Raw genomic sequence first — 24,642 nt, forward strand, 5'->3', positions numbered from 1 at the left:
TGACGGACTGTAAAAGGTGGGTGGACACACCGCGTTCCGTGCGAGGACCAACGCGATAGCATATGCGTTTTCTTTCGCCCCCGTCAGGAGTCCCTATGACCTCGTCCCCATCCGTCCCTGTACTAACCATCGACGGACCCTCGGGGTCGGGCAAGGGCACCATCAGTCGCATGGTGGCTGAGAAGCTGGGCTGGCGACTGCTGGATTCGGGTGCCCTTTACCGCGCGGTGGGCTATGCGGCCGGCATGGAAGGGCTGGATCTGTCCGATGTGGACGCCATGACCCGCTGCGCCCAGACCACCAAGATCCGCTTCCAGGCGGCCACCGACGGCAACGACACCCATGTGCTGGTGAACGGCCATGACGCCACGGACGAACTGCGTACGGAAACGGCCGGTGCCGCGGCCTCCGCGATTGCCTCGATTCCCTCGGTACGTCAAGCACTTGTGGATATGCAGCTGGCTTTCCGCAAGGCGCCCGGCCTGGTCGCCGACGGTCGGGATATGGGCACGGTGATCTTCCCCGATGCCCCGTTCAAGGTATTCCTTACGGCCAGCGCTGCCGAAAGGGCGAAAAGGCGCTATAAGCAGTTGAAGGAAAAGGGGCTGAGCGTTACACTTGCTACCCTTCAGCACGAGATCGAAGCGCGCGACGCCCGTGATGCCTCACGGACTGTTGCGCCGCTCAAGCCGGCCGCGGATGCGGTTTTCATCGATACCACCGGCATGGGCATCGGCGATGTCGTCGCGAAAGTATTGGCTGTCGTGCAGTCCTGATGGGCTGCTGATGGCTTTTGGCGCCCCCGCCTTGGCGGGGGATATTGGTCAACGGTGCCAAGGGATGTTTCCCGCGACACCCATAACCGGTGGGCCGACCGTCCGTGCGCCGTTCACACAGGTGCGCACAAGGACCTAAGGCCTTTTCTCATTTCTGGAATCAACATGACTGAAAGTTTTGCCGAGCTGTTTGAACAGAGCCAACAGGCTATCTCCAAGCTGAAGCCGGGCGCGATCGTCACCGGTATCGTTGTGGAAATCCGCAACGATGTCGTCGTGATCAACGCTGGCCTGAAGAGCGAAGGCATCGTCCCGATCGAGCAGTTCAAGGACGAGAGCGGAGAGCTGGAAGTGCAGGTCGGCGACGAGGTGAAGGTTGCCCTCGACGCCCTGGAAGACGGCTTCGGCGAGACCAAGCTCTCCCGTGAGAAGGCCAAGCGTTCCATGGTGTGGGACGACCTCGAGCAGGCCTTCGACAAGGAAGAGACCATCACCGGCAAGATCTCCGGCAAGGTCAAGGGCGGCTTCACCGTCGACATCAAGGACGTCCGCGCATTCCTGCCGGGCTCGCTGGTCGACGTGCGTCCGGTCCGCGATCCGGTCTACCTGGAAGGCAAGGACCTCGAGTTCAAGATCATCAAGCTCGACCGCAAGCGCAACAACGTTGTGGTCAGCCGCCGCGCCGTCGTCGAGACCGAGTTCTCCGAGGAGCGCGAGAAGCTGCTGGAGCGCCTGACCGAAGGCGCAGTGGTCAAGGGCACGGTCAAGAACCTCACCGACTACGGCGCGTTCGTGGATCTGGGCGGCATCGACGGCCTGCTGCACATCACCGACATGGCATGGAAGCGCGTGCGTCATCCGTCCGAAGTCGTCAACGTCGGCGACGAGCTGGACGTCCGCGTGCTGAAGTACGACCGCGAGCGCAACCGCGTGTCGCTGGGCCTCAAGCAGCTGGGTGACGATCCGTGGGTCGCCATCGCCCGCCGCTACCCGGTCGGCAGCCGCCTGTTCGGCAAGGTCTCCAACGTCACCGATTACGGCTGCTTCGTTGAGATCGAGCCGGGCGTGGAAGGCCTGGTCCACGTGTCCGAAATGGACTGGACCAACAAGAACGTCAACCCGGCCAAGGTCGTGCAGGTCGGCGACGAGACCGAAGTGATGGTGCTGGACGTGGATGAAGAGCGTCGCCGCATCTCGCTGGGTATCAAGCAGACCCGCTCGAACCCGTGGGAAGCTTTCGCCGCCATGCACAAGAAGGGCGACAAGGTGTCCGGTCAGATCAAGTCGATCACCGACTTTGGCATCTTCATCGGCCTGGACGGCGGCATCGACGGTCTGGTCCACCTGTCCGACATCTCCTGGCAGGCTTCCGGCGAAGACCTCGTTCGCAACTTCAAGAAGGGCGACGAGATCGAAGCCGTGGTGCTGGCCGTGGATCCGGAGCGCGAGCGCATCTCCCTCGGCATCAAGCAGATGGAGCAGGATCCGTTCGGTCAGTTCATGGCCACCAACCCGCGCGGCACCATCGTCAACGGTGTCGTGAAGGAAGTGGACGCCAAGGGCGCCGTGATCGATCTGGGCGAGGGCGTCGAGGGTTACCTGCGCGCCAACGACATCGCCAAGGAGCGCATCGACGATGCCACGCAGCATCTGAAGGTGGGCGACAAGGTCGAAGCCAAGTTCACCGGCATGGACCGTAAGGGCCGCCAGCTGCAGCTGTCGATCCGCGCGAAGGACGAAGAAGAACTGCACGATGCCATGGCCGAGTACTCGAACGCCTCCGGCGGCACGACGAAGCTCGGTGCGCTGCTCAAGGAGCAGCTCAACAAGGCTGACTAAGCAGTAGCAGCAGGAATGCGGGGCGGCGCTCGGCCGCCCCGCGGTTTCACGTCACGGACATTGGGGACCCATGACCAAATCCGAATTGATTGAGGCGCTGGCACGGCGTCAGACCCACCTCGCGTTCGCCGACGTGGAGCTGGCGGTCAAGAGCGTGATCGAGCAGATGAGCCATGCCCTGTCCAATGGCGAGCGCATCGAGGTTCGCGGTTTCGGCAGCTTTGCGCTGCATTACCGTCCGCCGCGCATGGGCCGTAATCCCAAGACGGGCGACGCAGTGGCACTGCCGGGCAAGCATGTCCCGCACTTCAAGCCAGGCAAGGAACTGCGTGAGCGCGTCAACTTGAATCTGGAGTGAGACCTGCTTACGCGGGTGGCACCTCGGAGTACTTTCGGAAGGCAGGCGGCGATGAGTCGATCCTGCCTTCTTTTTTGCCTGCAGCAGGTTCTTGCGGCGGACAGGGCGCGGCAGACCAGGACTTGTCGCCCGGTTTCTGAAGGGCACCATACGCCCCGCCTGTGACGGTCTCGGGCAATCGGTTAAAGTCGCACCTATGCGCCTGATCGTTACGCTGGTTCTCCTGCTCTTTGTCGCCGTGGGCATTGTCCTCGGTGCGCTGAATGCCGACCTGGTCGCCTATGACCTGGGCTTTGTGCATTTTTCGCTGCCCAAGGGGGCGGCTCTCCTGGTGGCGCTGGTGATCGGCTGGTTGCTCGGCGGGCTCACCGCATGGCTGGGTGTCAGCGCCAGGCAGCAGCGCCTGCGTCGCAAAGCCGCCGGAAAGGCCGGCGGCAAGGCCAAAACGTCTCCGGCTGGTGCATGAGCGCGCTTCTCTACGTACTCATCCTGTTGGTACCTGCAGCATTTGCCAGCGGCTGGTGGACGGCCCGGCGGGCTGGCGTGCGGCGGTCGGGTGCCCAGGTCAGCGAGCTTTCCTCGGACTACTTCCGTGGCCTGAACTACCTGCTCAATGAAGAGCAGGACAAGGCCATCGAGGTGTTCCTCAAGCTGGCCGAATACAACCGCGACACGGTGGAAACGCACTTAGCGTTAGGCAACCTGTTCCGTCGCCGGGGTGAGGTGGACCGTGCCATCCGCCTGCACCAGCATCTGGTTTCGCGCCCCGGTCTTTCGGACGCTATGAAGACCGTGGCCCTGCTCGAGCTGGGCGAGGACTACATGCGCGCCGGCCTGCTTGATCGCGCCGAAACGCTGTTCTCCGATCTGGTGGCGATGGACGCGCATGCGCCATCCGCACTGCGCCACCTCATCGCCATCTATCAACACGAGCGCGACTGGCACAAGGCGATTGAACATGCACGCCGCTTAGAGGCCATGACCGGCGAAGACGAAGCCGGGATGATCGCGCAGTTCTATTGCGAGCTGGCCGAGCAATCCCGTCAGCATGGTGCCCGCCAGGACGCGCGTGAATACCTGCGCCAGGCGTTCGCGTGCCAGCCCGATTGCGTGCGCGCCTTCATGCTGACCGGACGCCTCTATGCCGAAGAAGGCCAGCATGCGGATGCTGCGAAGGCCTATGAGCATGCCGTCGAGGCGGATATCGCATTCGTTCCCGAAATCCTGCCGCCGTTGCTCAACAGCTACGCGCGTTCGCAACAGATGGAGCATGCCGAGCATTTCCTGCGGGACATCCTCGAGCGCTATCACGGCATATCGCCGGTGCTTGCACTGACCCGCCTGTACCAGCAGCGCGATGGCGAACGCACCGCGGTGGAGTTCCTTACGTCCCAGCTTCGCCAGCGTCCGTCCGTTCGAGGCCTCATGGCCCTGATCGACGCCACCATGGACAAGATGGAAGGCGAGGCGCGCGAAAACTTCCTGATCCTGCGCGACCTGACCAAGAAGCTGCTGGAAGGCCAGGCCATGTACCGCTGCAGCCGCTGCGGTTTTGGCGCCAAAGCGCATCACTGGCAGTGCCCCAGCTGCAAGAGCTGGAGCACGATCCGCCCCATCCACGGCGTGGCCAACGAATGAGGCGCGGATGAGCTTCGTTTCGCTGGCGACAGGGATGGTGCTGGCCACGTTGCTGATTGCGCTGGTGGTCGTTCGGGCTGCGATTGCCTATGCGCACCGCCGCGGCATGATGGACCTGCCAGGGCAGCGCCGCTCGCACACCATTCCCACGCCGCGCGGCGGCGGCATCGGCATCGTCGTGGCGGTGTTGCTGACGATGCCCATTTGCCTCGCCGCGCTCCCGGGGCCGTTGCCGCCTGTCGTGGTCGGCGCTCTTGCCGTCGGCACTGTCCTGGTGGCAGCCGTGGGGTGGTGGGACGACCATGCGTCGCTGCCGGTGCTGCCGCGGTTTGGCATCCAGTTGCTGTCGGCAGGCTTGCTTGCCGTGTCGCTGGCCCTGACGGGCATGTCGTGGTGGTGGGTGCCGGTGCTCATGCTTGCCGGTGGGTGGAGCATCAACCTGCACAACTTCATGGACGGCATCGATGGCCTGCTGGCCCAGCAGGTGATCTTCGTCGGCCTGGGGCTCGCGTTGCTGGCTTGGGCAGCCGTTCAGCCGGCCCTGGCTGTGGCGGCGGCCTGCCTGGCGGCCGCCGCACTGGGATTTTGGTGGTTCAACCGGCCGCGGGCCCGCATTTTCATGGGAGATGTGGGGAGCGGCACTATGGGCTTGCTGGTCTTTGCCCTGACCGCGCTGCTTTGGCGGGCGGACTGGCATCTCCTGTGGCCGGCCCTGATTCTCAGTTCATCTTTCGTAGCGGACGCTAGTCTTACCCTGTTGCGCCGTATGGTCGGTGGCCGGCGTTGGTACACTGCCCATCGCGAACATCTGTATCAATGGATGGTACGCAGTGGATTCACGCATGCCACCGGGGGGGCGTGCTATCTGGGCTGGAACATGTTGGTGGCGGCGCCGCTCGCTTTCCTCGCATGGGCCAGGCCGATGTGGTCAGTGTCGTTGTTTTTCGGCACTTACCTGATAGCGACCACGGTTTGGATCGTCATGAAGCGCCGGTGTGTGCGGCGCGTATGGGACAAAGGTCGACATGTCGCTACGTAAATGGGTCGGTGTCATTCATCCGCGAACGGCCGTGGTGCTCCACGACCTGCTGATGGCTGCGCTGGCGTGGTGGGTGGCCAAGGCCCTGCGCTACGCGATGATCGACAACGCAGCGATCAACTTCCACGCGCTGGAATTTCCCCTTGTCCTGCTGGTGCAGGGCGCCGTGCTTAGCTGGACCGGCCTCTACAAGGGCGTCTGGCGCTTCGCCAGCCTGCCTGACCTGTGGAACATCCTGCGCGCGGCCATCATCGGCACCCTGGCCATTGCGGCCGTGCTGATCCTCTACAACCGCCTGGCCGACGTGCCGCGCTCGGTGTTGCTGCTGTATCCGGTGGTGCTGTCGGTGCTGCTGGGTACTCCGCGCCTGGCCTACCGTTTCTGGAAGGACAGCCGGGTCGACCTGTTCCAGGCCAAGCCCGCCCAGCGCGTCCTCATCGTCGGTGCCGATCGCGCGGGCGAAGCCCTGTCGCGTGACCTCCATCGGGACAATGGCTTCACGGTGGTGGGCTTCGTCGATGACAAGGAGAGCCTGCGCGGCGCCAGCATCAATGGCCGCCCGGTGCTTGGCCGCATCGACCAGATCCCCGAGCTCGTGCGCGAAGTCGCCGTGCAGATGCTGCTCATCGCCATGCCCGGTGCGTCCACCCAGGAGATGCGCCGCGTGGTCGAGCTGTGCGACCAGAGCGGGTTGCCGTATCGCACCGTGCCCAAGCTGGAAGACGTGGTTTCCGGGCGTGCGCACTTCAACGAGATCAAGGAAGTCGCCATCGAGGACCTGCTCGGCCGTGACACGGTCGAGCTCGACTGGACGGCCATCCGCGTCACGCTGACCGGGCGCCGCGTGCTGGTGACGGGTGGTGGCGGTTCGATCGGTTCGGAACTGTGCCGCCAGGTGGCGCGCCTCGGTGCACAGTCGTTGTGCGTGGTCGACAACACCGAGTTCAATCTTTACCGGATCTCGCAGGAATTGCGTGCCGAGTATCCTGAGCTGATCTTTGAAGGCGTGCTGGCCGATTGCGGCGACGCGGCGGCCATGCGCAAGCTGTTTACCGAGTACAAGCCGCAGGTCGTGTTCCATGCGGCGGCCTACAAGCACGTGCCGATGCTGCAGGGCCAGGTGCGTGCGGCGGTCCGCAACAACGTGCTGGCTACGCGCAACGTGGCCGACCTGGCGGATAGGCATCACGTCGAGTGCTTCGTGCTGATTTCCACCGACAAGGCCGTGAACCCCACCAGCGTCATGGGCGCCTGCAAGCGCCTCGCGGAAATCTGGTGCCAGAATCTCAACGAGCATTCCAACACTCACTTCATCACGGTGCGTTTCGGCAACGTGCTCGATTCGGCCGGTTCCGTGGTGCCGCTGTTCCGTGAGCAGATCCGCAATGGCGGCCCGGTCACCATTACGCACCCGGAAATCTCCCGCTATTTCATGACCATTCCGGAGGCCTGCCAGCTGATCCTGCAGGCCGCCAGCATCGGCAAGGGCGGCGAGATTTTCGCGCTGGACATGGGTGAGCCGATCAAGATCCGCGATCTTGCCGAGCAGATGATCCGGCTGGCCGGTCGCAAGCCGGGTACGGAAATCCCCATCGTCTATACCGGCCTGCGTTCGGGCGAGAAGTTGTTCGAGGAGCTGTTCCACCCCCTCGAGAACTACATCGAAACCACGCACGCGAAGATTTTCCTCGCGCAGTATCGTCCGGTGAAGTGGGATCTGCTCAACGCCCAGATGGCGAAGGCGGCCGATGCCGTCGTCGCCTATGACGAGGAAGCACTGCGCCAGTGCGTTTCCAGCCTGCTGCCGTCGTTCCGCTGGAGCGATTCGGTGCAGATCGATAACGTAGTGGCACTACGTCGTAATGAATCAGGAGAAAAGTAAGTGAGCAAGCCGTTGCGCAAGGTGGTGTTCCCTGTGGCTGGTCTTGGCACGCGTTTCCTTCCCGCGACCAAGGTGGTGGCCAAGGAGATGCTGCCGGTGTTGGACCGCCCGCTGATCCAGTATGCCGTTGACGAAGCTGTAGACGCGGGCGCTGATACGCTGATCTTCGTCACCAATCGCTACAAGCACGCCATTGCCGACTATTTCGACAAGGCGTATGAGCTGGAGGCCAAGCTTCAGGAAAAGGGCAAGGATGAATTGCTCGCACTGGTGCAGGGTACGCTGCCCAAGCACGTGCGCGCCGTCTTCGTGACCCAGCCGGAAGCCTTGGGCCTGGGGCACGCCGTGTTGTGCGCCAAGCCCGTGGTGGGCGACGAACCGTTTGGCGTGGTGCTTCCCGATGACCTGATCTGGAACAAGGGCAAGGGGGCGCTCGGTCAGATGGCCGCACTGGCCCAGTCCACGGATGCCGGCGTCATCGCCGTCGAAGAAGTGCCGCACAGCGATACCGACAAGTACGGCATCGTCGACGCCACCCCGGTGGATGAGCGCAGCGCGCAGATCCGCCACATGGTGGAGAAGCCCAAGCCGGCCGACGCCCCGTCGAACCTCGCCGTGGTCGGTCGCTATGTGCTGCCCGGCCGTATCTTCCAGCTGCTCGAGCAGACCACGCCGGGTGCGGGTGGCGAGATCCAGCTGACCGACGCCATCGACGCCTTGCTCAAGGAGCAGGGCAAGGTGCTTGCCTACCGGTTCGAAGGCACCCGCTTCGATTGCGGCAACAAGGCCGGCCTCGTGCGTGCCACCATGCACATGGCCATGCAGGACCCGAAGCTCGCGCCCGTCGTGCGCGAGATCATGGCGACGCTCTAAGCAACCCGTTCAAGATCTTGCTCTAGCACCTGGTTTTCCTCACCATCATTCCCGCGAAAGCGGGAATCCAGCGTCTTTTCCCGTTGTACTCAAGGCCAAAAGGCGCTGGATCCCCGCTTTCGCGGGGATGACGTGGGAAGCAGGAGGTTTGATGGAGATCGTGACCAGGCTCTAAGCGACCAGCCTGCGTTGGCACACTCGGGGCCTGCTCTGCTGCGGGAGCCTTTCGAATCCGTCGCCTCGGTGTCAGGTTTTTCTTGTTTGCCACGCGCCTGCATGCGTCCTTGACGCGAGCGTGTCAGAATCCCTGCAGCACATCGCCATGTTTGGCGAGCAAGCTGTCTGCAGGGTAAGCCAGTGTTGTCGGGTCCGCTTCGCAAGAGGCGGGCGCTTTGCTGCACCTGGCTTCACCCCGGGCCGGCCTGGCGCCGCGTTCATTGGATGAAAACCGGGAAAGCATCATGGATCTGCTGCGATTTCTGCTCCTGCTCCCCGTGCGCCTGCTGCGCGGCCTTATGGCGGTCATCGGGCTGCTCCTGCGTCCGCTGATCGGCCAGGTCAGCTGGGCCGCGCCGGCATGGTTGCCCGCAACCGGTGGATGGATCAGGCGCCGTCCCGCGCAGACGGCCGCTCTGCTGGTTGGCCTGCTCGTGCTAGCGGCGGGTGGCTGGTTTGGATGGCAGTGGTACAAGAACCGTCCCCAACCGGTCGAACCGTCCCGCGTTACGCTGAGCGTGGAGGCGCCGCCGATCACTGATTACACCCGGCAGCCCCTCGTCATCCATCCGCTCACGGTGACATTTTCCGGTTCCGCCGCGCCGATCGAGCTGGTCGGCAAGCCCGTGACGACAGGAATCGTCATGCAACCGGCGATGAAGGGGCAGTGGAGCTGGGTCGACGACCACACGCTCCGCTTTGCACCTGCCGAGGATTGGCCGGTCGGCAAGCACTTCCAGGTGCGCTTTGACGTCGCCACGGCCTTCGCGCGCCACGTGCTGATGGCCGACGATCACTTCGCGTTCGACATCCCGGCGTTCGAAGCCAAGGCAGAGAAGGGCGAGTTCTACCAGGATCCGCAGGATGCCACGGCCAAGAAAACCATCCTGCCGGTGACGTTCAATTACCCAGTCGATGCGGCTGATTTCGAAAAGCGTATCGCCGTGGGCCTGAAGCAGCCTGACAACAGCGATGCGGCATTGAAGTACACGGTCACCTACGACCAGTACAAGCTGCATGCATGGATCCATTCGCAGCCGCTTTCGCTGCCGCGCGACGAGGGCGCGGTGTCCTACGTGATCGCCAAGGGCGTGCGCAGCGCGCGTGGTGGCGACGGTACCGGCGAGGCGATCAAGACGCAGATCCGTGTGCCGGGCCTCTACAGCCTCACCATCGACAGCGTCGAGCCGACGCTGGTCGACAATGAAAAATACGAGCCCGAGCAGGTGCTGCTGGTCAACGTCGGCGGCACGGTGCGCGACAGCGACCTCGGTGGCCTGATCAAGGCCTGGGTGTTGCCCGCGCGCAAGGCCGGGGAGGAGCAGGGCGAAGATGCGCCGCCCTACGACTGGTCCGCCGGCGAAGTCGGTGAAGCGGAGTTGCGCCAAAGCCAGTCGTTGAAGCTGGAGATGGTGCCGACCGAGAACGACTACGAAGCCGTGCAGAGCTTCAGGTTCCATGCGGCGCCCGGGCAACGTATCTATGTGCGCGTGGACAAGGGGCTGAAGTCCTTTGGCGGCTACGTGCTGGGCAAGGCCTATGCCACCGTGGTCACGGTGCCCAACTATCCCAGGCTGCTGCGCTTTATGGCCGACGGTTCGCTGTTGTCCATGTCCGGCAGCAAGCGTATCTCCGTGGTGTCGCGCAACCTGCCTGGCATGCGCATCGAAGTGGGCCGCGTCCTGCCGGACCAGCTGCAGCACCTGGTCAGCTTCAACCAGGGCACTTATGCGCGCCCGGAATTGAGTTACGACTTCAGCGAAGATCACATCGTCGAACGCTTCGAACAGAAGCGCAGCTTCCCCAAGGGCGACCCGGCCAAGGCGCACTACGAGGGCGTCGACCTGGGTCAGTACCTGAAGGAAGGCAAGCGCGGCGTCTTTCTGCTGCACCTGTCCAGCTACGACGCCGCTGCGGAAAAGAAAAAGGAAGATGCGAAGAAGGCGGCGGAGAACCAGCCGCAGGCCGCGCCTACCCACGACACGTCCGGCGATGAGTCCGACGAGGGCGGCGACGAGCAGGGCGAGATGTCGGACAACGGTGACGATGGCGACACGTCCGTTCCCACCGACACGCGTCTCATCGTGGTCACCGACCTGGGCATGCTGGTGAAGCGCTCGCTGGACGGTAGCCAGGACGTGTTCGTGCAGTCCATCCACACCGGCCAGCCTGTGGCTGGCGCCGCCGTGTCGGTGCTGGCGGTGAACGGGCAAACGCTCTTCACCGACACGACGTCAGCCGACGGCGTGGTGCATTTCCCTACCCTGAAGGGCCTGGAGCGGGAGAAGCAACCGACGCTCTACATGGTGAAGAAGGGCGATGATCTGTCCTTCCTGCCCATCGGCGGCTCCACCAGCTACGAACGCAAGCTCGACTTTTCGCGCTTCGACGTGGGCGGCGAGCGCAACGCCCAGAACGAGGGCCAGCTGTCGGCCTATCTATTCTCGGATCGCGGTATCTATCGGCCGGGCGACACCTTCCATGTGGGGCTTATCGTCCGCGCGGCCAGCTGGACGCGCAGCGTGGTCGGCGTGCCATTGCAGGCGGAGATCGTCGATCCACGCGGTATGACGGTGAAACAGTTGCCGATGTCGATGGATGCCTCCGGTTTTGGCGAGCTCGAGTACGCGCCTGCTGAAACGGCGCCTACCGGCACATGGACGGTGAACCTTTACATCGTGAAGGACGGCAAGGCCAGCGCGCAGATCGGCAGCACCACCGTGCAGGTGAAGGAGTTCCTGCCCGATCGCATGAAGGTCGAGGCCAAGCTGGCCGGGCAGGTGCCCGAGGGCTGGGTGAAGCCCGACCAGGTGAAGGGCATCGTTGACGTGATGAACCTGTTCGGCACGCCGGCGGCGGATCGCCGCGTCGAGGCGTCGCTCACGTTGCGTCCGGCATGGCCGGCGTTCCGCAGCTGGCCCGACTATCACTTCTATGATGTGAAGCGCGCCAAGGAGGGTTACGAAGACAAGCTGCAGGACGGCAAGACCGACGACAAGGGCCATGCCGAATTCAATTTCGATCTGAAGAAGTACGCGGACGCGACCTACCAGCTGTACTTCCTGGCGAAGGCCTATGAGCCGGATGGCGGTCGCAGCGTCGCTGCCGCGGCGCAGACGCTGGTGTCCAGCAACGACTGGCTGGTGGGCTACAAGTCCGTCGACAACCTCGACTACGTCAACCGCGATGCCACGCGCAGCGTGCATCTGGTTGCCATTGATCACACCGCCCATTCGATTGCCCTGAATGACCTGAAGGCGCGACTGATCGAACGTCGTTACCTGTCGGTGCTGACCAAGCAGGATTCGGGTGTCTACAAGTACCAGTCCAAGCTCAAGGAAGTACCGATCAACGAGCAGGCGCTGACACTTCCTGCCAACGGCATGGACTACGCCTTGCCGACCGACAAACCGGGTAACTACGCGCTGGTCATTGTGCGCGCCAGCGATGGTGTGGAAGTGAACCGCGTGGAGTACTCGGTGGCCGGCGCCGCCAATGTGTCCCGTTCGCTGGACCGCAACGCGGAGCTGCAGCTCAACCTGAGCAAGCAGGACTACGCACCCGGCGAATCGGTGGATATCGCCATCCGCGCGCCATACGCCGGCAGCGGCCTGATCACCATCGAGCGCGACAAGGTCTACGCACACGCCTGGTTCCATGCCGATACCAGCAGCTCCGTGCAGCACATCACCGTGCCGGCGGACTTCGAAGGCAACGGCTACATCAACGTGCAGTACATCCGCGATCCGTCGTCGGACGAGATCTTCATGAGCCCGCTGAGCTACGGCGTGGTTCCGTTTTCGGTGAACCTGGATGCGCGCCGCAACGGCATCAAGGTGGATTCGCCGGCGCTGGTGAAGCCGGGGGAGACGGTGACCTTCAAGCTGAGTGCCCCGCAGCCGACGCACGCTGTGGTGTTCGCGGTGGACGAAGGCATCCTGCAGGTCGCGCGCTACAAGCTGGGCGATCCGCTGAAGTTCTTCTTCCGCAAGCGCATGCTGGAAGTGGGCACCTCGCAGATCCTCGACCTGATCCTGCCGGACTTCGAGAAGCTGATGGCCATGGCCGCGCCTGGTGGTGACGCGGATGCCGCCATCGGTCGCCAGCTCAATCCGTTCAAGCGTAAGCGCGACAAGCCGGTAGCCTACTGGTCCGGCATTGTCGAGGTGAACGGCGAGAAAGATTTCACCTATCAGGTGCCGGATTATTTCAACGGCAAGCTTCGTGTGATGGCAGTGGCCGTGTCGCAGGAACGCATCGGCACCTACGAAGGCAGCACGACGGTACGCGGTGATTTCGTGCTCTCGCCGAACGTGCCGACAACGCTGGCACCCGGCGACGAGGTTGACGTCAGCGTAGGCGTGGCCAATAACCTTGCCGGGCTGGGCGGCAAGCAGGTGCCGGTAGCGGTGGTGCTGAAGACCGGCCCTCAGTTGCAGATCGTCGGCACGCCGACGCAGAGCCTGAACCTCGGCGAGATGCGCGAGGGCGTGGTGACCTTCCGGGTCAAGGCGACCGACAAATTGGGATCGGGCAACCTCAGCTTCACGGCCGGCTACGGCGACAAGTCGGCGCACCAGAGCGTGGACGTGTCGGTGCGCCCGGCGTCGGCCTATCGCACGCAGGTGGATGTGGGCCGTGTGGATGCCGGCAGCAAGCAGGACCAGCCGGACCTGCGCCGCATGTACAGCGAGTACGCCTCGCGTGATTCGGCCATCTCCAATATCCCGGTGGCGCTGTCGAGCGGCCTTACCACTTACCTCGTGAACTTCCAGCACTACTGCAGCGAGCAGATCGTCAGCGCGGCCATGCCGCGGTTGGTGCTGCCCAAGTGGCCGCAGGTCAAGGTGTTTGCCGATGCACTGCAGCCGGCGGTCAGTGGCGGCAAGAAGCTCACCAACGAGGAGGCGCTGTCGCAGTTCCTCGACGTGCTGCATTCGCGCCAGAACGGGCAGGGCGGCTTCGGCCTGTGGTCGGCCACGCCGGATGCGAATCCGTTCGTGTCCACCTATGCCATGCACTTCATGCTGGAGGCACACGACCGTGGCGTGAACATTCCGCGCGACATGTTCGACGCCGGCAACAAGTACCTCAAGCAGCTGGCCAGCGACGACACCCTCGACGGGCTGGCTCTGGTGCGCCAGCGCGCTTACGCGGTGTACCTGCTGACCCGCCAGGGCAACGTCACCACCAATGACCTGGCTGCCGTGCAAAAGCGCCTGCAGGATGCCTATCCCGACCAGTGGAAGAACGACCTGGCCGCGGCCTGGCTGGCGGCGTCGTACCAGTTGCTCAAGCAGGACAAGCAGGCCGCGCAGCTCATCGCGGGTCCGCAGAAGCTGCTCGAACGCAGCAAGGCCGACAAGGACTACACCTATGGTTACTACTACGACTCGCTGATCCGCGACGCCAGCACGCTGTACCTGCTGAGCAAGCATTTCCCCGATCGCGCGAAGGCACTGCCGCCGCGCGTGATGGAGAATATCACCGAGCCGCTGCAGTACGGCTGGTACAACACCTTGTCCTCGTCGATGGTGCTGCTGGCGCTTGATACTTACGCGCAGGAAAACAACGGGCAGCTCGACAAGCTGCGCATCGACCAGGTGATGGCCGACGGTTCGGTCAAGGCCATCGCCGCGCCGCAAGGCAACCTGCTGCAGGCCGGCAGTTGGAACGCGGATGCCCGGCGTCTGCGCTTCACCAACGACAGTACGCTGCCGGCGTGGCGCGTGGTGAGCCAGGGCGGCTATGACCGTGACCAGCCGGCCAAGGCCATCAAGGAAGGGCTGGAGATCACCCGCGACTACACCGACACCAGCGGCAAGGCCATCGACAAGGTCACCATCGGCCAGGAAATCGATGTGCACCTGAAGATCCGCGCCACGGATGATCGCGGTCTGGACAATGTCGCCATCGTCGACCTGCTGCCAGGCGGCTTCGAACCGGTGATCCAGCCGCCGCCGGCGGTCACGGACCAGCAGCAGGATGGCGTTGATCACCAAGATGGCGGTGGCGACAGCGAGGTGAAGGCCAGTGCATGGCGTTCGCCGATTGGCGTGGGCCAGTCAAGCTGGGCGCTGGAATATGCCGACATTCGGGAAGACCGTGTGGTGCTCTATGGCTCGGCGACGCCCAGCGTTGGTGAGTTCGTCTACCGCATCAAGGCCACCAATGCAGGCAAGTTCATTGTGCCGCCCGCCTATGGCGAAGCCTTGTATGACCGCCGCGTCCAGGCGCGCACGGCCGGTGGCAAGACGCTGGAGGTTGTCCGTCAGCCTTGATGGATGGGAGGCGCCCAGAGGCCGGGCGCTTCCGTGGGCACGCACATGATCACGCCATCGCTCATCCACCGCTGCTGGCATGCCACCTTCCGCTGGATCGTGCGCTGGCAGAACTGGCTGGTCGGCGTAGCGCTGCTCGGGGCGCTGCTGGTGGGCTGCCGGCTGTGGCCGCATCGGCCGTTGAATGCGTGGCTGCCGTCGTCCACGGCGGTGTATGACCAACGCGGGCGGCTGTTGCGCCTCACCCTGGCAAGCGACGAGCGCTATCGGCTATGGGTGCCGCTCAAGGACGTCGCTCCTGCACTGGTCGATGGTGTGCTGTTGCACGAGGATCGCTGGTATCGCTGGCACCCGGGCTTCAACCCCTATGGCCTGGCGCGTGGTGCATGGGTGACCTATGTAAGCCGCGGCAACCGGCAGGGTGGCTCGACCATCACCATGCAGCTGGCGCGATTGCTGTGGCGCCTCAACACCCGCAGACCCCTGGGCAAGTTGCAGCAGGTGGCGCGGGCGATGCAGCTGGAGTTGTTCTACTCGAAAGACCAGATCCTCGAGGCCTATCTCAACTACGCGCCGTACGGGCGCAACGTGGAAGGCGTGGGCGCGGCGAGCCTGGTGTATTTCGACAAACCCGCCGACAAGCTCAGCCTTCCCGAAGCGCTGACGCTGGCCGTGATTCCCCAGGACCCCAGCCGGCGCCTGCAGGCCGGTGCGGATGCACCCGACCTCATCAGTGGCCGGCTGAGCCAATCGCGCAATCGCCTCTACGCCCGATGGAAGGCACTGCATCCGAAAGACGCGGGTTTGCAGCCTTTGTTCGCCTTGCCGCTTCGCCTGAGGCCCCTGTCGCAATTGCCATACGAGGCGCCACACGCGGTCGACCAGGTGCTTACCGCGCGCCGGTTGATGTCTGGAGATGGCGACAGTCGGGTCACCACCACGCTCGACCTCGACCTGCAGCATTTGCTGGAGCGGCAGGTAGGCCGCTACGTCGAGCGCAACAGCGGGCGGGGTATCCGCAACGTGGCTGCCCTGCTCGTGGATACCCGCGACATGGGCGTGAAGGCGCTGGTGGGGTCCGCCGACTATGCCAACGCGGACATCCAGGGGCAGGTGAACGGTACGCTCGCCAAGCGCTCGCCGGGATCAACGCTGAAGCCGTTCATCTATGCGCTGGGTTTCGACCAGGGCGTCTTGCACCCGCAGACGGTATTGCGCGATGTGCCGACGGCTTTCGGCCCTTACGCGCCGGAGAACTTCGACGGCCACTTCCTTGGGCCCATCACGGCCACGGAGGCGTTGATACGCAGCCGCAATATTCCCGCTGTGTGGGTGGCCTCGCAGCTGCAACAGCCGAGTTTCTACCAGTTCCTGCGCGACGCTGGCATCAGCCGCATGGCGAGCGAAAAGCACTACGGGCTGGCGCTGGTGCTGGGCGGCGGTGAAGTCACCATGCAGGAGCTGGCGGGCCTTTATGCCATGCTCGCGAACCGGGGTGAACTGCGGCCGCTGCGCCTGCTTGCCGGCGACCCACGCAGCGATGGCACGCGTGTGCTGAGCGAAGAAGCGAGCTTCATGGCCATGGACATGCTGCGCCAGAACCCGCGGCCCGACGAAACCACGGGTGCACAGCCGGATCGCCTGCCGGTCTATTGGAAGACAGGTACCTCGTGGGGCTTCCGTGATGCATGGACGACGGGCAGTTTCGGGCCGTACGTGCTGGTGGTGTGGGTCGGCAACTTCGACGGCAGCAGCAACCCGGCCTTCGTCGGCGTGGAGGCGGCGGCGCCCTTGTTCTTCCAGATGGTCGATGCCTTGCGGGCCGCACAACCGCGAATGACCGAACCCGTTCGGCACATGCCGGCCCACCTCAAGCGCGTGGAGATTTGCCTCGCCAGCGGCGACCTGCCGAACCAATGGTGCCCGCAACGTGGCATGACCTGGTTCATCCCGGGCAAATCACCCATCCGCGTTAGCCAGGTGCATCGCCCCGTCATCATGGACGACGATACCGGCAAGCCCGCGTGCCCGCCTTACGAGGGCAAGCACACGCATGTGGAGGTGTATGAATTCTGGCCGTCGGAATTGCAGCGCGTCTTCGTGCAGGCCGGTATTCCCCGGCGTAGCCCGCCGCGCAACGATGCCTGCGTCCTCAGCGGTGTCGACGGCGAAGCCCCGGCCATCACCTCGCCGCTGCGCGGCAGCATCTATGCCCTGCGGCTGAAGTCGGCGGGGCAGGATCGCATCGCGTTCACGGCCAACGCCGACGCATCGGTGCGGGCGATGTACTGGTTCGTCAACGACGCCTACGTGGGCACCAGTGCACCGGGAGAGTCGTTGTTCTGGCAGCCCGCGACAGCCGGCAATTATGAGGTGCGTGTGGTCGACGATCGCGGCCGCAGCGATGCGCGCCCGCTTGGCGTGAACATCGTCGACTGACGCACCCTGCCAAGGGTCATGCCGCGGCGAGACATGGCGGCTGCGTTATGCTTGCTCGACTTACCCGAGACAAGCACGCGCCCATCGCATGAGTTCGTCACCGGCTGCCTCCTACTACCGCGCCACGGCCATTCCGTACGCCCCTTACGCCCCGTTGCAGGGCAAGGTCGATGCACGCGTTGCCATCATCGGCGGCGGTTTCGCGGGCCTGCATACCGCGCTGGGCCTGGCGGAACGCGGCGTGCGTGACGTGGTGTTGCTGGAGCGCGAACAGGTCGGTTTCGGGGCTTCCGGACGCAACGGTGGCTTCGTCTTCGGGGGCTATTCGCTCGGCGAGCAGTCGCTGCTTGATCAGCGGGGCCAGGACGCAGCCCGTGCCTTGTTTCACCTGACCACCGAGGCGGTGGGACGCATTCGCCGGCACGTATCGCACTACAGCATCCCCTGCGACCTGGTCGACGAAGGCGTCATCTGGGCCAACTGGTTTCGTGACCCGGCCGTGCTGCGGGAGCGGCAGGAGCTGCTGGCGCGACAGTACGGCGTGGCCTGGGAATGGCTGCCGCACAACGAGCTTCGTGCACGTGTGCATACCACGCGTTACTACGACGGCCTGTATGAGCGCGATGCGCTGCACCTGCATCCCTTGAACTTTGCGATTGGCCTGGCGGGTGCCGCCGCGTCCCTTGGCGTAGGCATCCACGAGAACACCGACGTGTGGCGGCTGCGTCGCGAGGGCACCCGCTGGCGCATCGACACCGCGCAGGGTTCGGTGCATGCCGACCAGGTGGTGCTTGCCTGCGGTGGTTACCTGGCGGGGCTGAAGCGGCAGGTCGATCGGGCGATCCTGCCCATTGCCACGTACGTCATGGTGACCGAGCCACTGGGCGAGCGCATGAGCGATGCCATGGAAACGCGATCCGCGGTGTACGACTCGCGTTTTGCCTTCGACTACTACCGGCCGTTGAACGATGGCCGGCTGCTCTGGGGTGGGCGCATCTCGGTGCGCGATCGTTCGCCGCGAGCGGTGCAACGCCTGTTGATGGACGACCTGCTGCGCGTATTTCCGCAACTGAAGGGCGTGGGCATCGACTACGCCTGGTCGGGCCTGATGAGCTACGCGCGCCACCAGATGCCGCAGATCGGCAGCAGTGGCGACGGCTTGTGGTGGGCGCAGGCATTTGGTGGCCATGGCCTTGCGCCCACGTGCGCGGCGGGCGAGCTGCTGGCGTCCGCGCTGGCGGAAGGCGATGACCGCTGGAAGCAGTTCGCACCCTATGGGCTCGAGCCCACCTATCGGCCGTTCGGTTACCTGGGTGCCCAGGCCAGCTACTGGTGGCAGCAGAGCAGGGACTGGTTCAAGACGAGGTTGGAAGGATGAGCGGAACAGCAGCAAACGCGCCGGACGAGATCAGCTGGGCCGATTTCGAAAAGGTGTTGATCGTCGCCGGTACGGTGACGCGCGTGGAGGCCTTTCCCGAAGCGCGCAAGCCCGCCTGGAAAGTGTGGGCGGATTTCGGCCCCTACGGCGAGAGGAAGACCAGCGCGCAGATCGTGCAGCTCTACCGCGCTGAGGATCTGGTCGGTCGCCAGGTCGTCGGCGTCATCAACTTCCCGGAAAAGCAGGTGGGGCCGTTCCGCTCGCAGTTCCTGTTGACGGGTTTTCCCACGGACGACGGCGTGGTGCTTACCGCTGTCGAGCGCCCCGTTCCCAACGGTACCCGGCTGGCCTGATCAGCCGGCCTGCAACGCGGGTTGCAGGTACGCGCGACGGCGGATCATCAGCGCCAGGCCGGAAGCGATCAGGCCGGTAACACCGGCGATCACGAACGGTTGCAGGTAGTCGCCATTCTGCGTGCGCAAGGCACCGGCAAAGAACGCGGCGCTGGCCGCACCGATCTGATGACCTGCGGCGACCCATCCGAACACCACCGGCGCATCGCGATCACCGAAGGCCTCGCTGGCAAGGCGCAGGGTGGGCGGCACCGTGGCAATCCAGTCCAGGCCGTAGAACATACCGAACAAGGAAAGGCTGGTGAGCGAGAAGTCGGAATAGGGCAGCCAGATCAGCGAGAGCCCGCGCAGGCCGTAATACACGAACAGCAGCTTGCGCGGATCGTAGCGGTCGGTGAGCCAGCCCGACAGCGTGGTGCCGATCAAGTCGAATGCGCCCATCATGGCGAGCAGGCCCGCCGCACGGACTTCGGGAATGCCGTGGTCGCCGCACATGGCGATGAAGTGCGTGCCGATCAGCCCATTGGTGGTGAAGCCGCAGATGAAGAAGGTGGCGAACAGGAACCAGAACGTGCGTTGCTTCGTCGCTGACGCCAGCGTGCCCAGCGCGATGGCCAGCAGGTTGCGGCGAGGTGCCGTATCGGCCTCGTCTTCGGTCGCGCCATAGGGACGCAGGCCGATGTCGGACGGGCGCTCCGGCAGTAGCCACCACGCCAGCGGAATCAGCAGGGCGCAACCGGCTGCCACGGTCCACACCACCGGGCGCCAGCCACCGTGTTCGGCGATGGCGGCCAGCGCCGGCAGGAAGGCCAGCGTACCGGTGGCCGTGCTGGCGGTGAGCAGGCCCATCATCAGTCCACGGTGCGTGACGAACCAGCGGTTTACTACCGTCGCCCCGAGCACGATGGCGACACAGCCCGAGCCGATGCCGGAGAACACGCCCCAGCTGACCATGAGGTGCCAGGGCTGCGTCATCCAGGCGCTGGCGGAAATGGAGACGGCCATCAATGCCAGTGCGCCGATCAGCGTGCGTCGCACGCCCACGGCCTGCATGAGGGCTGCGGCGAACGGGCCGACCATGCCGTAAAGGAAGATGCCCAGCGCCGCGGACAGGGAAATGGTGTCCCGGCTCCAGCCGAACGCCTTGCCCAGGGGAATGATGAGCACGCCCGGCGCGGCGCGGACACCGGCGGCGGCAAGCAGGGCGAGGAAGATCACGCCGGCAACGACAAAGGCGTACTTCTGGCCGAAGGGACGGGGGCGCGCTATAGTCATGTTACCGACCGGTACGTTGGGTGGATGAATCCTACGTACCGATCGGTAACATTGTCAATACTGATGTGCCATGTCGACCAAACGTCCTCCCTCCGCGCCCCCCCAGGAACCGCCTGCCGAAGGCAAGCCCAAGGCGGCTGAACGCATCCGCCGCACGGCGCGCGAACTGTTCTACCGCGAAGGCATCCGCGCCATCGGCGTGGAGGAAATCGTCACGCGGGCCGGGGTCACCAAGCCGAGCCTGTATCGCAGCTACGCGTCCAAGGACGAACTGGCCGCCGAATACTTGCGCGACTACGAAGTGGCATTCTGGAAAGTGTTCGAAGCCGGCATTCCGTCGCATCCCGGCGACGCGCGCGGGCAACTCATGGCTTACATCGAAGGGCTTGCCCAGCGCGCCACGCAGGCGGGCTATCGCGGCTGCGGCCTGACCAATGCCGTGGTGGAATATCCCGGTGATGATCATCCCGCGCGCAAGGTGGCCGAAGAACACAAGCGCACATTCCGCGCGCGACTGATTGAACTGTCCACGGCGATGGGCGCGAAAGAACCAGCCTTGCTTGCCGATGGTTTGCTGCTACTGCTTGAAGGCACGTATGCGTCAGGCCAGATGTTTGGACCGGGCGGCCCCGCGGCGTCGCTTGTCAGGATTGCCAACCAGTTGATCGACGCCTCATTGCGTTGACGCTGTCATCAACTGGCGCGTTTCTGCAGACTGTCCAGCCACACGCCGAGGCCCTGTGCGTTGAGTTCGACGTCCATCCCGAGGAGTTCGAGCAGCTGCGCACGGTTTCCGTGCCAGCCATGGGCATGGGCGCGCGACAGATAGAGATCAGCCAATGCCGCCTTCATCGCTTCGTGCCGTTGCGCCGCATCGGGTGATTGCTCCTGCGCGGACAACGCGATGGACACCATGGCATCGATCTGCGCGTGCAGATCTCCGGCGAGTTTCTCGACCTCGTCAACATGGTCGAAATGGGTCAGATACATCGCCGAGGGCTTCAGGGCGACCAGCCTCCGGATCGATGCGTGCAACGCATCCGGATCGAACTGCACGGGCGTGGTCGTCGGAAGGATGTACGGTCCCTTGGCCGTATCGAATTCGCGATACGACAAACCAAACGTATCTCCGGTAAAGCAGACGTTGGCGCGTTCGTCATAGATGCTCATATGATGGCGCGCGTGCCCGGGGGTTTCGAGGCAGCGGAGTGCGCGCCCGGCGAGCGACACGATATGGCCATCGGGTGCTTCGACCACTCGTTCAGCCGGTATGGGGCGCAGGCGGCCATACGTGGCCTCCATGACTTCTTCGCCATAGACGGCCGAGGCACCTGCCCACAACTGGCTCGGATCGATCATGTGTCGCGCGCCGCGCGGATGCACCGCAAGGCGCGCGTTCGGCAGCCTTGCCATCAGTTCGCTAGCACCGCCGGCGTGGTCGAGATGGACGTGCGTGAGGATCAGCCAGTCGACGTCGGCCGGCCCAAGGCCCGCATCGTCGAGCGCCTTGAGCATGCGCGGCACGGAGTGGTTCGTGCCGCAATCGATGAAGGCGGCGCGGCGATGTTCGACAAGCAGGTAGGCCGCATCAAAGCGCGGGCGGACGAAGCCGGTGTCGATGGTGTGGATGCCGTGGTTCATCGCCAACCTCGCACAGGGGGACCTGACGAGGTTAGCAAGGTCGTGCCGTTGGTTCACCCCCGCCTTGGTCGGAAGGTTGGCAGGCGTTTACGCCTGCCAACGTTCTTCACGGGGCGCTGTCGACCAGTACCAGCTCGGCATCTTCAAGCGCCGTCACTGTGAGCTTGGTCTCGTTGCGGATCGCCGCGCCATCGCGTGCATCGAGTGCGACGCCGTTGACGTCGATCTTGCCTTTCGCAGGCACCAGATACGCATAGCGCTGGCCATCCAGTTCGTACACCGCGGTTTCGCCGGCTTTCAAGGTGGCGCCAAGCACACGCGCATCGGTGCGCAGCGGCAGGGCGTCCGTGTCCTCCTTGAAACCGCTGGCCAGCGTAATGAATCGGCCAGAACGCTCACCGATCGGAAACGGCTTGGTACCCCAGGACGGCGGCTTGCCATGCTCGTCGGGCATGATCCAGATCTGGAAGATCTGCGTGTTGCCCGATTCAAGGTTGTACTCGGCATGGGTGATGCCCGTGCCCGCGCTCATGACCTGCACGTCACCGGCGATGGTGCGCCCCTTGTTGCCCAGGCTGTCCTGATGCGTGATCGCGCCTTCGCGGACATAGGTGATGATTTCCATGTCCGCGTGAGGGTGGGGCGGGAAGCCCGTCTGAGGCGCAATGGTGTCGTCGTTCCACACACGCAGTGCACCCCAGCCCATGCGGGACTGGTCGTGGTAGTTGGCAAACGAGAAGTGATGCTTGGCGTTGAGCCACCCGTGGTTGGCACCGCCAAGGCTGTTGAACGGTCGACGGTCGATCATGCTGCACTCCTGATAGTGGGAAGCGCTCTTGGCGCCTGCAACTAAGATAAGCCCGCCAGGTGCAGACGCCAGTCGGCACAAACAGGACGGACTGTTGCTTGTAGGAGACGCCAGGACCACCGCCAGCGCGGCGAACCTGCGACTTCGCCCGGACGCGATGTGAGGGTGGCGAACCCAGAGCCGATGGCGTGGGATATCAAAAAAAATCCTCTCAGGCTCTTCACAAATGCCATTGTTCTGTTACTATTTCTAACTCTGATGCGGGAATAGCTCAGTTGGTAGAGCACGACCTTGCCAAGGTCGGGGTCGCGAGTTCGAGTCTCGTTTCCCGCTCCAGTTTTCAGCAAAACCTCGGAAATCCCGGGGTTTTGTTTTTTAAGCGGATGGTAGCCAGGTTTCAGGTTACGATCCGTGAGCAATGGCCTGGTGGCAGAGTGGTCATGCAGCGGCCTGCAAAGCCGTGTACGCCGGTTCGATTCCGACCCAGGCCTCCATTGCTCGTTGAAAACCCGCCATACGGCGGGTTTTTTATTGGGTCTGCTGCCATGGGGGCCTGTTCTGCGCATGCTAGGATGCGCATCCCTTCCGTATCGGCCCGGATGGCGAAACTGGTAGACGCAAGGGACTTAAAATCCCTCAGCCGCAAGGCTATCCGGGTTCGATTCCCGGTCCGGGCACCATCGCGGGATATTCGCCTCCCATTCGGCACATTCGAGGGGTGTCATGAGCGGTATCAGGTTTCTCGGGCCCTATGACGATCGCGTCGCGGCGGAACTGCCGGAGGGCTTCGTCGTGGGCTACTGCAAAGGCGAATGTCGGCTCCAGCAAGGTGCCTTCATTCACGGTGTTGCTCGACGCGTCGGCGAACAAGAGTGGTCTGATGGTCGGGGCGAGGTGATGACGGTTATCGTCGAGGAATTCGACCTCGATACCGATGGCCTACGCAACTGGTCGACGGGTGTCGAGTAAAGCTGTCGGTAGCGGGATAGTCGGCCCTGTAAGGCAATGCCGTGCACCTCAGTAGGTGGGCCTTGTCGCCAGTTTTTTATGCAGGTCAGGTGCTTGCATTGAGTCATACGGCAGCCTATGTTCCCGTAACACACCCAAGGAGGGCGACTGGTGATCAAGGTAGTGCTGATTGACGATCACGAGCTGGTACGTACCGGCTTCAGGATGATCCTGCAGCAGCAGCCGGATATTCAGATTTGTGGTGAAGCGGGCACCGCGGAAGAGGGGTTGCGACTGATTCGGGCGAAAACGCCTGATATCGCCCTGGTGGACGTCCACATGCCAGGCATGAGCGGCATCGAGCTTACCGAGCGAGTGTCGCGCTCCAAGCTGGCAACGCACATCATCATTGTCACGGTGGTCGATGACGCCCGCTTTCCCAAGCGATTGCTCGACGCCGGTGCGCTTGGCTACCTGACCAAGGGATGCACATCGGAAGAATTGCTGGATGCCGTGCGCCAGGTGGCATCGGGTCGCCGCTACCTGGCTCCCGCCGTGGCGCAGCAGTTGGCGCTGGCGACGCTCGATGGCGAAGGGTCACCGTTCGACGCGCTTTCCAGTCGTGAGCTTGAAGTGGCCATGATGCTGGTGCGCGGAAAAGCGCTCACGACGATCGGCGAGCAGCTCAACCTGAGCCCCAAGACGGTATCGACCTACAAGCAGCGACTGATGGAAAAGCTGCAGGTGGACCATGTGATCAGCCTGGCGCACCTGATGACCATCCATGGCTTGCTGGACACCCACAACAACCAGGTGGGAAACAACCTCCTGGGGTAATTGCAGCAGGGGTAATTGCAGCCGGGGTAGTCGCAGCAGGCGTAATCGACCGAGTTGCGGA

The 24,642-nt window shown here is 63.8% G+C and carries 18 protein-coding genes and 3 tRNA genes; 18 read left to right on the forward strand and 3 right to left on the reverse strand.

The genetic code is table 11. The features are described from left to right. The first annotated feature begins 95 nt into the window (after positions 1 to 95). The 12 genes from cmk (at position 96) to HY57_RS11410 (ending at position 19,072) form a co-directional block, all read left to right on the forward strand. Positions 96 to 776 (forward strand): (d)CMP kinase, encoded by a 681-nt coding sequence (gene cmk, locus HY57_RS11355; RefSeq protein WP_026034220.1) that lies wholly within the window; start codon positions 96 to 98, stop codon positions 774 to 776. Positions 777 to 941: 165 nt separating this feature from the next. Then, positions 942 to 2,615 (forward strand): 30S ribosomal protein S1, encoded by a 1,674-nt coding sequence (gene rpsA, locus HY57_RS11360; protein ID WP_019466988.1) that lies wholly within the window; start codon positions 942 to 944, stop codon positions 2,613 to 2,615. A 70-nt stretch (positions 2,616 to 2,685) separates the two neighbouring features. After that, complete coding sequence (locus HY57_RS11365) at positions 2,686 to 2,973, forward strand: integration host factor subunit beta (RefSeq protein WP_019466989.1); 288 nt, start codon at positions 2,686 to 2,688, stop codon at positions 2,971 to 2,973. Positions 2,974 to 3,169: 196 nt separating this feature from the next. Next, positions 3,170 to 3,439: a lipopolysaccharide assembly protein LapA domain-containing protein gene (locus HY57_RS11370; protein WP_019466990.1), complete on the forward strand. Its 270-nt coding sequence runs from the start codon at positions 3,170 to 3,172 to the stop codon at positions 3,437 to 3,439. Continuing rightward, positions 3,436 to 4,611, forward strand: coding sequence for a lipopolysaccharide assembly protein LapB (lapB, locus tag HY57_RS11375; RefSeq protein ID WP_019466991.1), 1,176 nt, complete (start codon positions 3,436 to 3,438; stop codon positions 4,609 to 4,611). The genes HY57_RS11370 and lapB overlap by 4 nt, the downstream gene beginning before the upstream one ends. Positions 4,612 to 4,618: 7 nt before the next feature. Further along, positions 4,619 to 5,650, forward strand: coding sequence for an MraY family glycosyltransferase (locus HY57_RS11380; protein ID WP_019466992.1), 1,032 nt, complete (start codon positions 4,619 to 4,621; stop codon positions 5,648 to 5,650). After that, positions 5,637 to 7,532, forward strand: a complete 1,896-nt coding sequence (locus HY57_RS11385) for a polysaccharide biosynthesis protein (protein ID WP_026034221.1) — start codon at positions 5,637 to 5,639, stop codon at positions 7,530 to 7,532. The genes HY57_RS11380 and HY57_RS11385 overlap by 14 nt, the downstream gene beginning before the upstream one ends. Beyond that, positions 7,533 to 8,405: a UTP--glucose-1-phosphate uridylyltransferase GalU gene (gene galU, locus HY57_RS11390; RefSeq protein ID WP_019466994.1), complete on the forward strand. Its 873-nt coding sequence runs from the start codon at positions 7,533 to 7,535 to the stop codon at positions 8,403 to 8,405. 461 nt (positions 8,406 to 8,866) lie between these two features. Beyond that, entirely contained in the window at positions 8,867 to 14,902 is a 6,036-nt protein-coding gene (locus tag HY57_RS11395) for an alpha-2-macroglobulin family protein (RefSeq protein WP_019466995.1), read from the forward strand. 45 nt (positions 14,903 to 14,947) lie between these two features. Then, entirely contained in the window at positions 14,948 to 17,341 is a 2,394-nt protein-coding gene (gene pbpC, locus HY57_RS11400; RefSeq protein ID WP_019466996.1) for a penicillin-binding protein 1C, read from the forward strand. Positions 17,342 to 17,429: 88 nt separating this feature from the next. Beyond that, complete coding sequence (locus HY57_RS11405) at positions 17,430 to 18,719, forward strand: NAD(P)/FAD-dependent oxidoreductase (RefSeq protein ID WP_019466997.1); 1,290 nt, start codon at positions 17,430 to 17,432, stop codon at positions 18,717 to 18,719. Then, the gene (locus HY57_RS11410; protein WP_019466998.1) at positions 18,716 to 19,072 is read left to right on the forward strand and encodes a tRNA-binding protein; all 357 of its coding nucleotides are present in this window, start codon (positions 18,716 to 18,718) and stop codon (positions 19,070 to 19,072) included. The genes HY57_RS11405 and HY57_RS11410 overlap by 4 nt, the downstream gene beginning before the upstream one ends. Here HY57_RS11410 and HY57_RS11415 read toward each other — a convergent pair whose 3' ends face one another. Next, positions 19,073 to 20,347, reverse strand: a complete 1,275-nt coding sequence (locus HY57_RS11415) for an MFS transporter (RefSeq protein ID WP_019466999.1) — start codon at positions 20,345 to 20,347, stop codon at positions 19,073 to 19,075. A gap of 70 nt (positions 20,348 to 20,417) precedes the next feature. Between HY57_RS11415 and HY57_RS11420 the strand changes: the two genes are divergently transcribed. Further along, a complete protein-coding gene (locus HY57_RS11420) occupies positions 20,418 to 21,032 on the forward strand; it encodes a TetR/AcrR family transcriptional regulator (protein WP_019467000.1) in 615 nt (204 codons plus the stop codon). Positions 21,033 to 21,040: 8 nt separating this feature from the next. On the opposite strand, the gene HY57_RS11425 is transcribed toward HY57_RS11420, so the two are convergent. Continuing rightward, complete coding sequence (locus HY57_RS11425; RefSeq protein WP_019467001.1) at positions 21,041 to 21,988, reverse strand: MBL fold metallo-hydrolase; 948 nt, start codon at positions 21,986 to 21,988, stop codon at positions 21,041 to 21,043. 106 nt (positions 21,989 to 22,094) lie between these two features. Beyond that, complete coding sequence (locus tag HY57_RS11430; RefSeq protein ID WP_019467002.1) at positions 22,095 to 22,796, reverse strand: pirin family protein; 702 nt, start codon at positions 22,794 to 22,796, stop codon at positions 22,095 to 22,097. A gap of 260 nt (positions 22,797 to 23,056) precedes the next feature. Between HY57_RS11430 and HY57_RS11435 the strand changes: the two genes are divergently transcribed. The 5 genes from HY57_RS11435 to HY57_RS11455 all read left to right on the forward strand — a co-directional run bounded on the left by HY57_RS11435 (position 23,057) and on the right by HY57_RS11455 (position 24,581). After that, positions 23,057 to 23,132 (forward strand) — tRNA-Gly (locus HY57_RS11435). 84 nt (positions 23,133 to 23,216) lie between these two features. Then, positions 23,217 to 23,290 (forward strand) — tRNA-Cys (locus HY57_RS11440). A 99-nt stretch (positions 23,291 to 23,389) separates the two neighbouring features. After that, positions 23,390 to 23,476, forward strand: a tRNA-Leu gene (locus HY57_RS11445). Positions 23,477 to 23,519: 43 nt separating this feature from the next. Then, positions 23,520 to 23,765 (forward strand): hypothetical protein, encoded by a 246-nt coding sequence (locus HY57_RS11450; protein ID WP_019467003.1) that lies wholly within the window; start codon positions 23,520 to 23,522, stop codon positions 23,763 to 23,765. A gap of 150 nt (positions 23,766 to 23,915) precedes the next feature. Continuing rightward, entirely contained in the window at positions 23,916 to 24,581 is a 666-nt protein-coding gene (locus HY57_RS11455) for a response regulator (RefSeq protein ID WP_019467004.1), read from the forward strand. The last annotated feature ends 61 nt before the right edge of the window (positions 24,582 to 24,642 follow it).

It is taken from the genome of Dyella japonica A8, assembly GCF_000725385.1.
GTDB lineage: Bacteria > Pseudomonadota > Gammaproteobacteria > Xanthomonadales > Rhodanobacteraceae > Dyella > Dyella japonica_C.

Bases quoted from the DNA above. Each gene is read 5' to 3' on its own strand.
- cmk (WP_026034220.1), top strand. From the start codon at position 96: ATGACCTCGTCCCCATCCGTCCCTGTACTAACCATCGACGGACCCTCG.
- rpsA (WP_019466988.1), top strand. From the start codon at position 942: ATGACTGAAAGTTTTGCCGAGCTGTTTGAACAGAGCCAACAGGCTATC.
- HY57_RS11365 (WP_019466989.1), top strand. From the start codon at position 2,686: ATGACCAAATCCGAATTGATTGAGGCGCTGGCACGGCGTCAGACCCAC.
- HY57_RS11370 (WP_019466990.1), top strand. From the start codon at position 3,170: ATGCGCCTGATCGTTACGCTGGTTCTCCTGCTCTTTGTCGCCGTGGGC.
- lapB (WP_019466991.1), top strand. From the start codon at position 3,436: ATGAGCGCGCTTCTCTACGTACTCATCCTGTTGGTACCTGCAGCATTT.
- HY57_RS11380 (WP_019466992.1), top strand. From the start codon at position 4,619: ATGAGCTTCGTTTCGCTGGCGACAGGGATGGTGCTGGCCACGTTGCTG.
- HY57_RS11385 (WP_026034221.1), top strand. From the start codon at position 5,637: ATGTCGCTACGTAAATGGGTCGGTGTCATTCATCCGCGAACGGCCGTG.
- HY57_RS11395 (WP_019466995.1), top strand. From the start codon at position 8,867: ATGGATCTGCTGCGATTTCTGCTCCTGCTCCCCGTGCGCCTGCTGCGC.
- pbpC (WP_019466996.1), top strand. From the start codon at position 14,948: ATGATCACGCCATCGCTCATCCACCGCTGCTGGCATGCCACCTTCCGC.
- HY57_RS11405 (WP_019466997.1), top strand. From the start codon at position 17,430: ATGAGTTCGTCACCGGCTGCCTCCTACTACCGCGCCACGGCCATTCCG.
- HY57_RS11410 (WP_019466998.1), top strand. From the start codon at position 18,716: ATGAGCGGAACAGCAGCAAACGCGCCGGACGAGATCAGCTGGGCCGAT.
- HY57_RS11415 (WP_019466999.1), bottom strand. From the start codon at position 20,347: ATGACTATAGCGCGCCCCCGTCCCTTCGGCCAGAAGTACGCCTTTGTC.
- HY57_RS11420 (WP_019467000.1), top strand. From the start codon at position 20,418: ATGTCGACCAAACGTCCTCCCTCCGCGCCCCCCCAGGAACCGCCTGCC.
- HY57_RS11425 (WP_019467001.1), bottom strand. From the start codon at position 21,988: ATGAACCACGGCATCCACACCATCGACACCGGCTTCGTCCGCCCGCGC.
- HY57_RS11430 (WP_019467002.1), bottom strand. From the start codon at position 22,796: ATGATCGACCGTCGACCGTTCAACAGCCTTGGCGGTGCCAACCACGGG.
- HY57_RS11450 (WP_019467003.1), top strand. From the start codon at position 23,520: ATGAGCGGTATCAGGTTTCTCGGGCCCTATGACGATCGCGTCGCGGCG.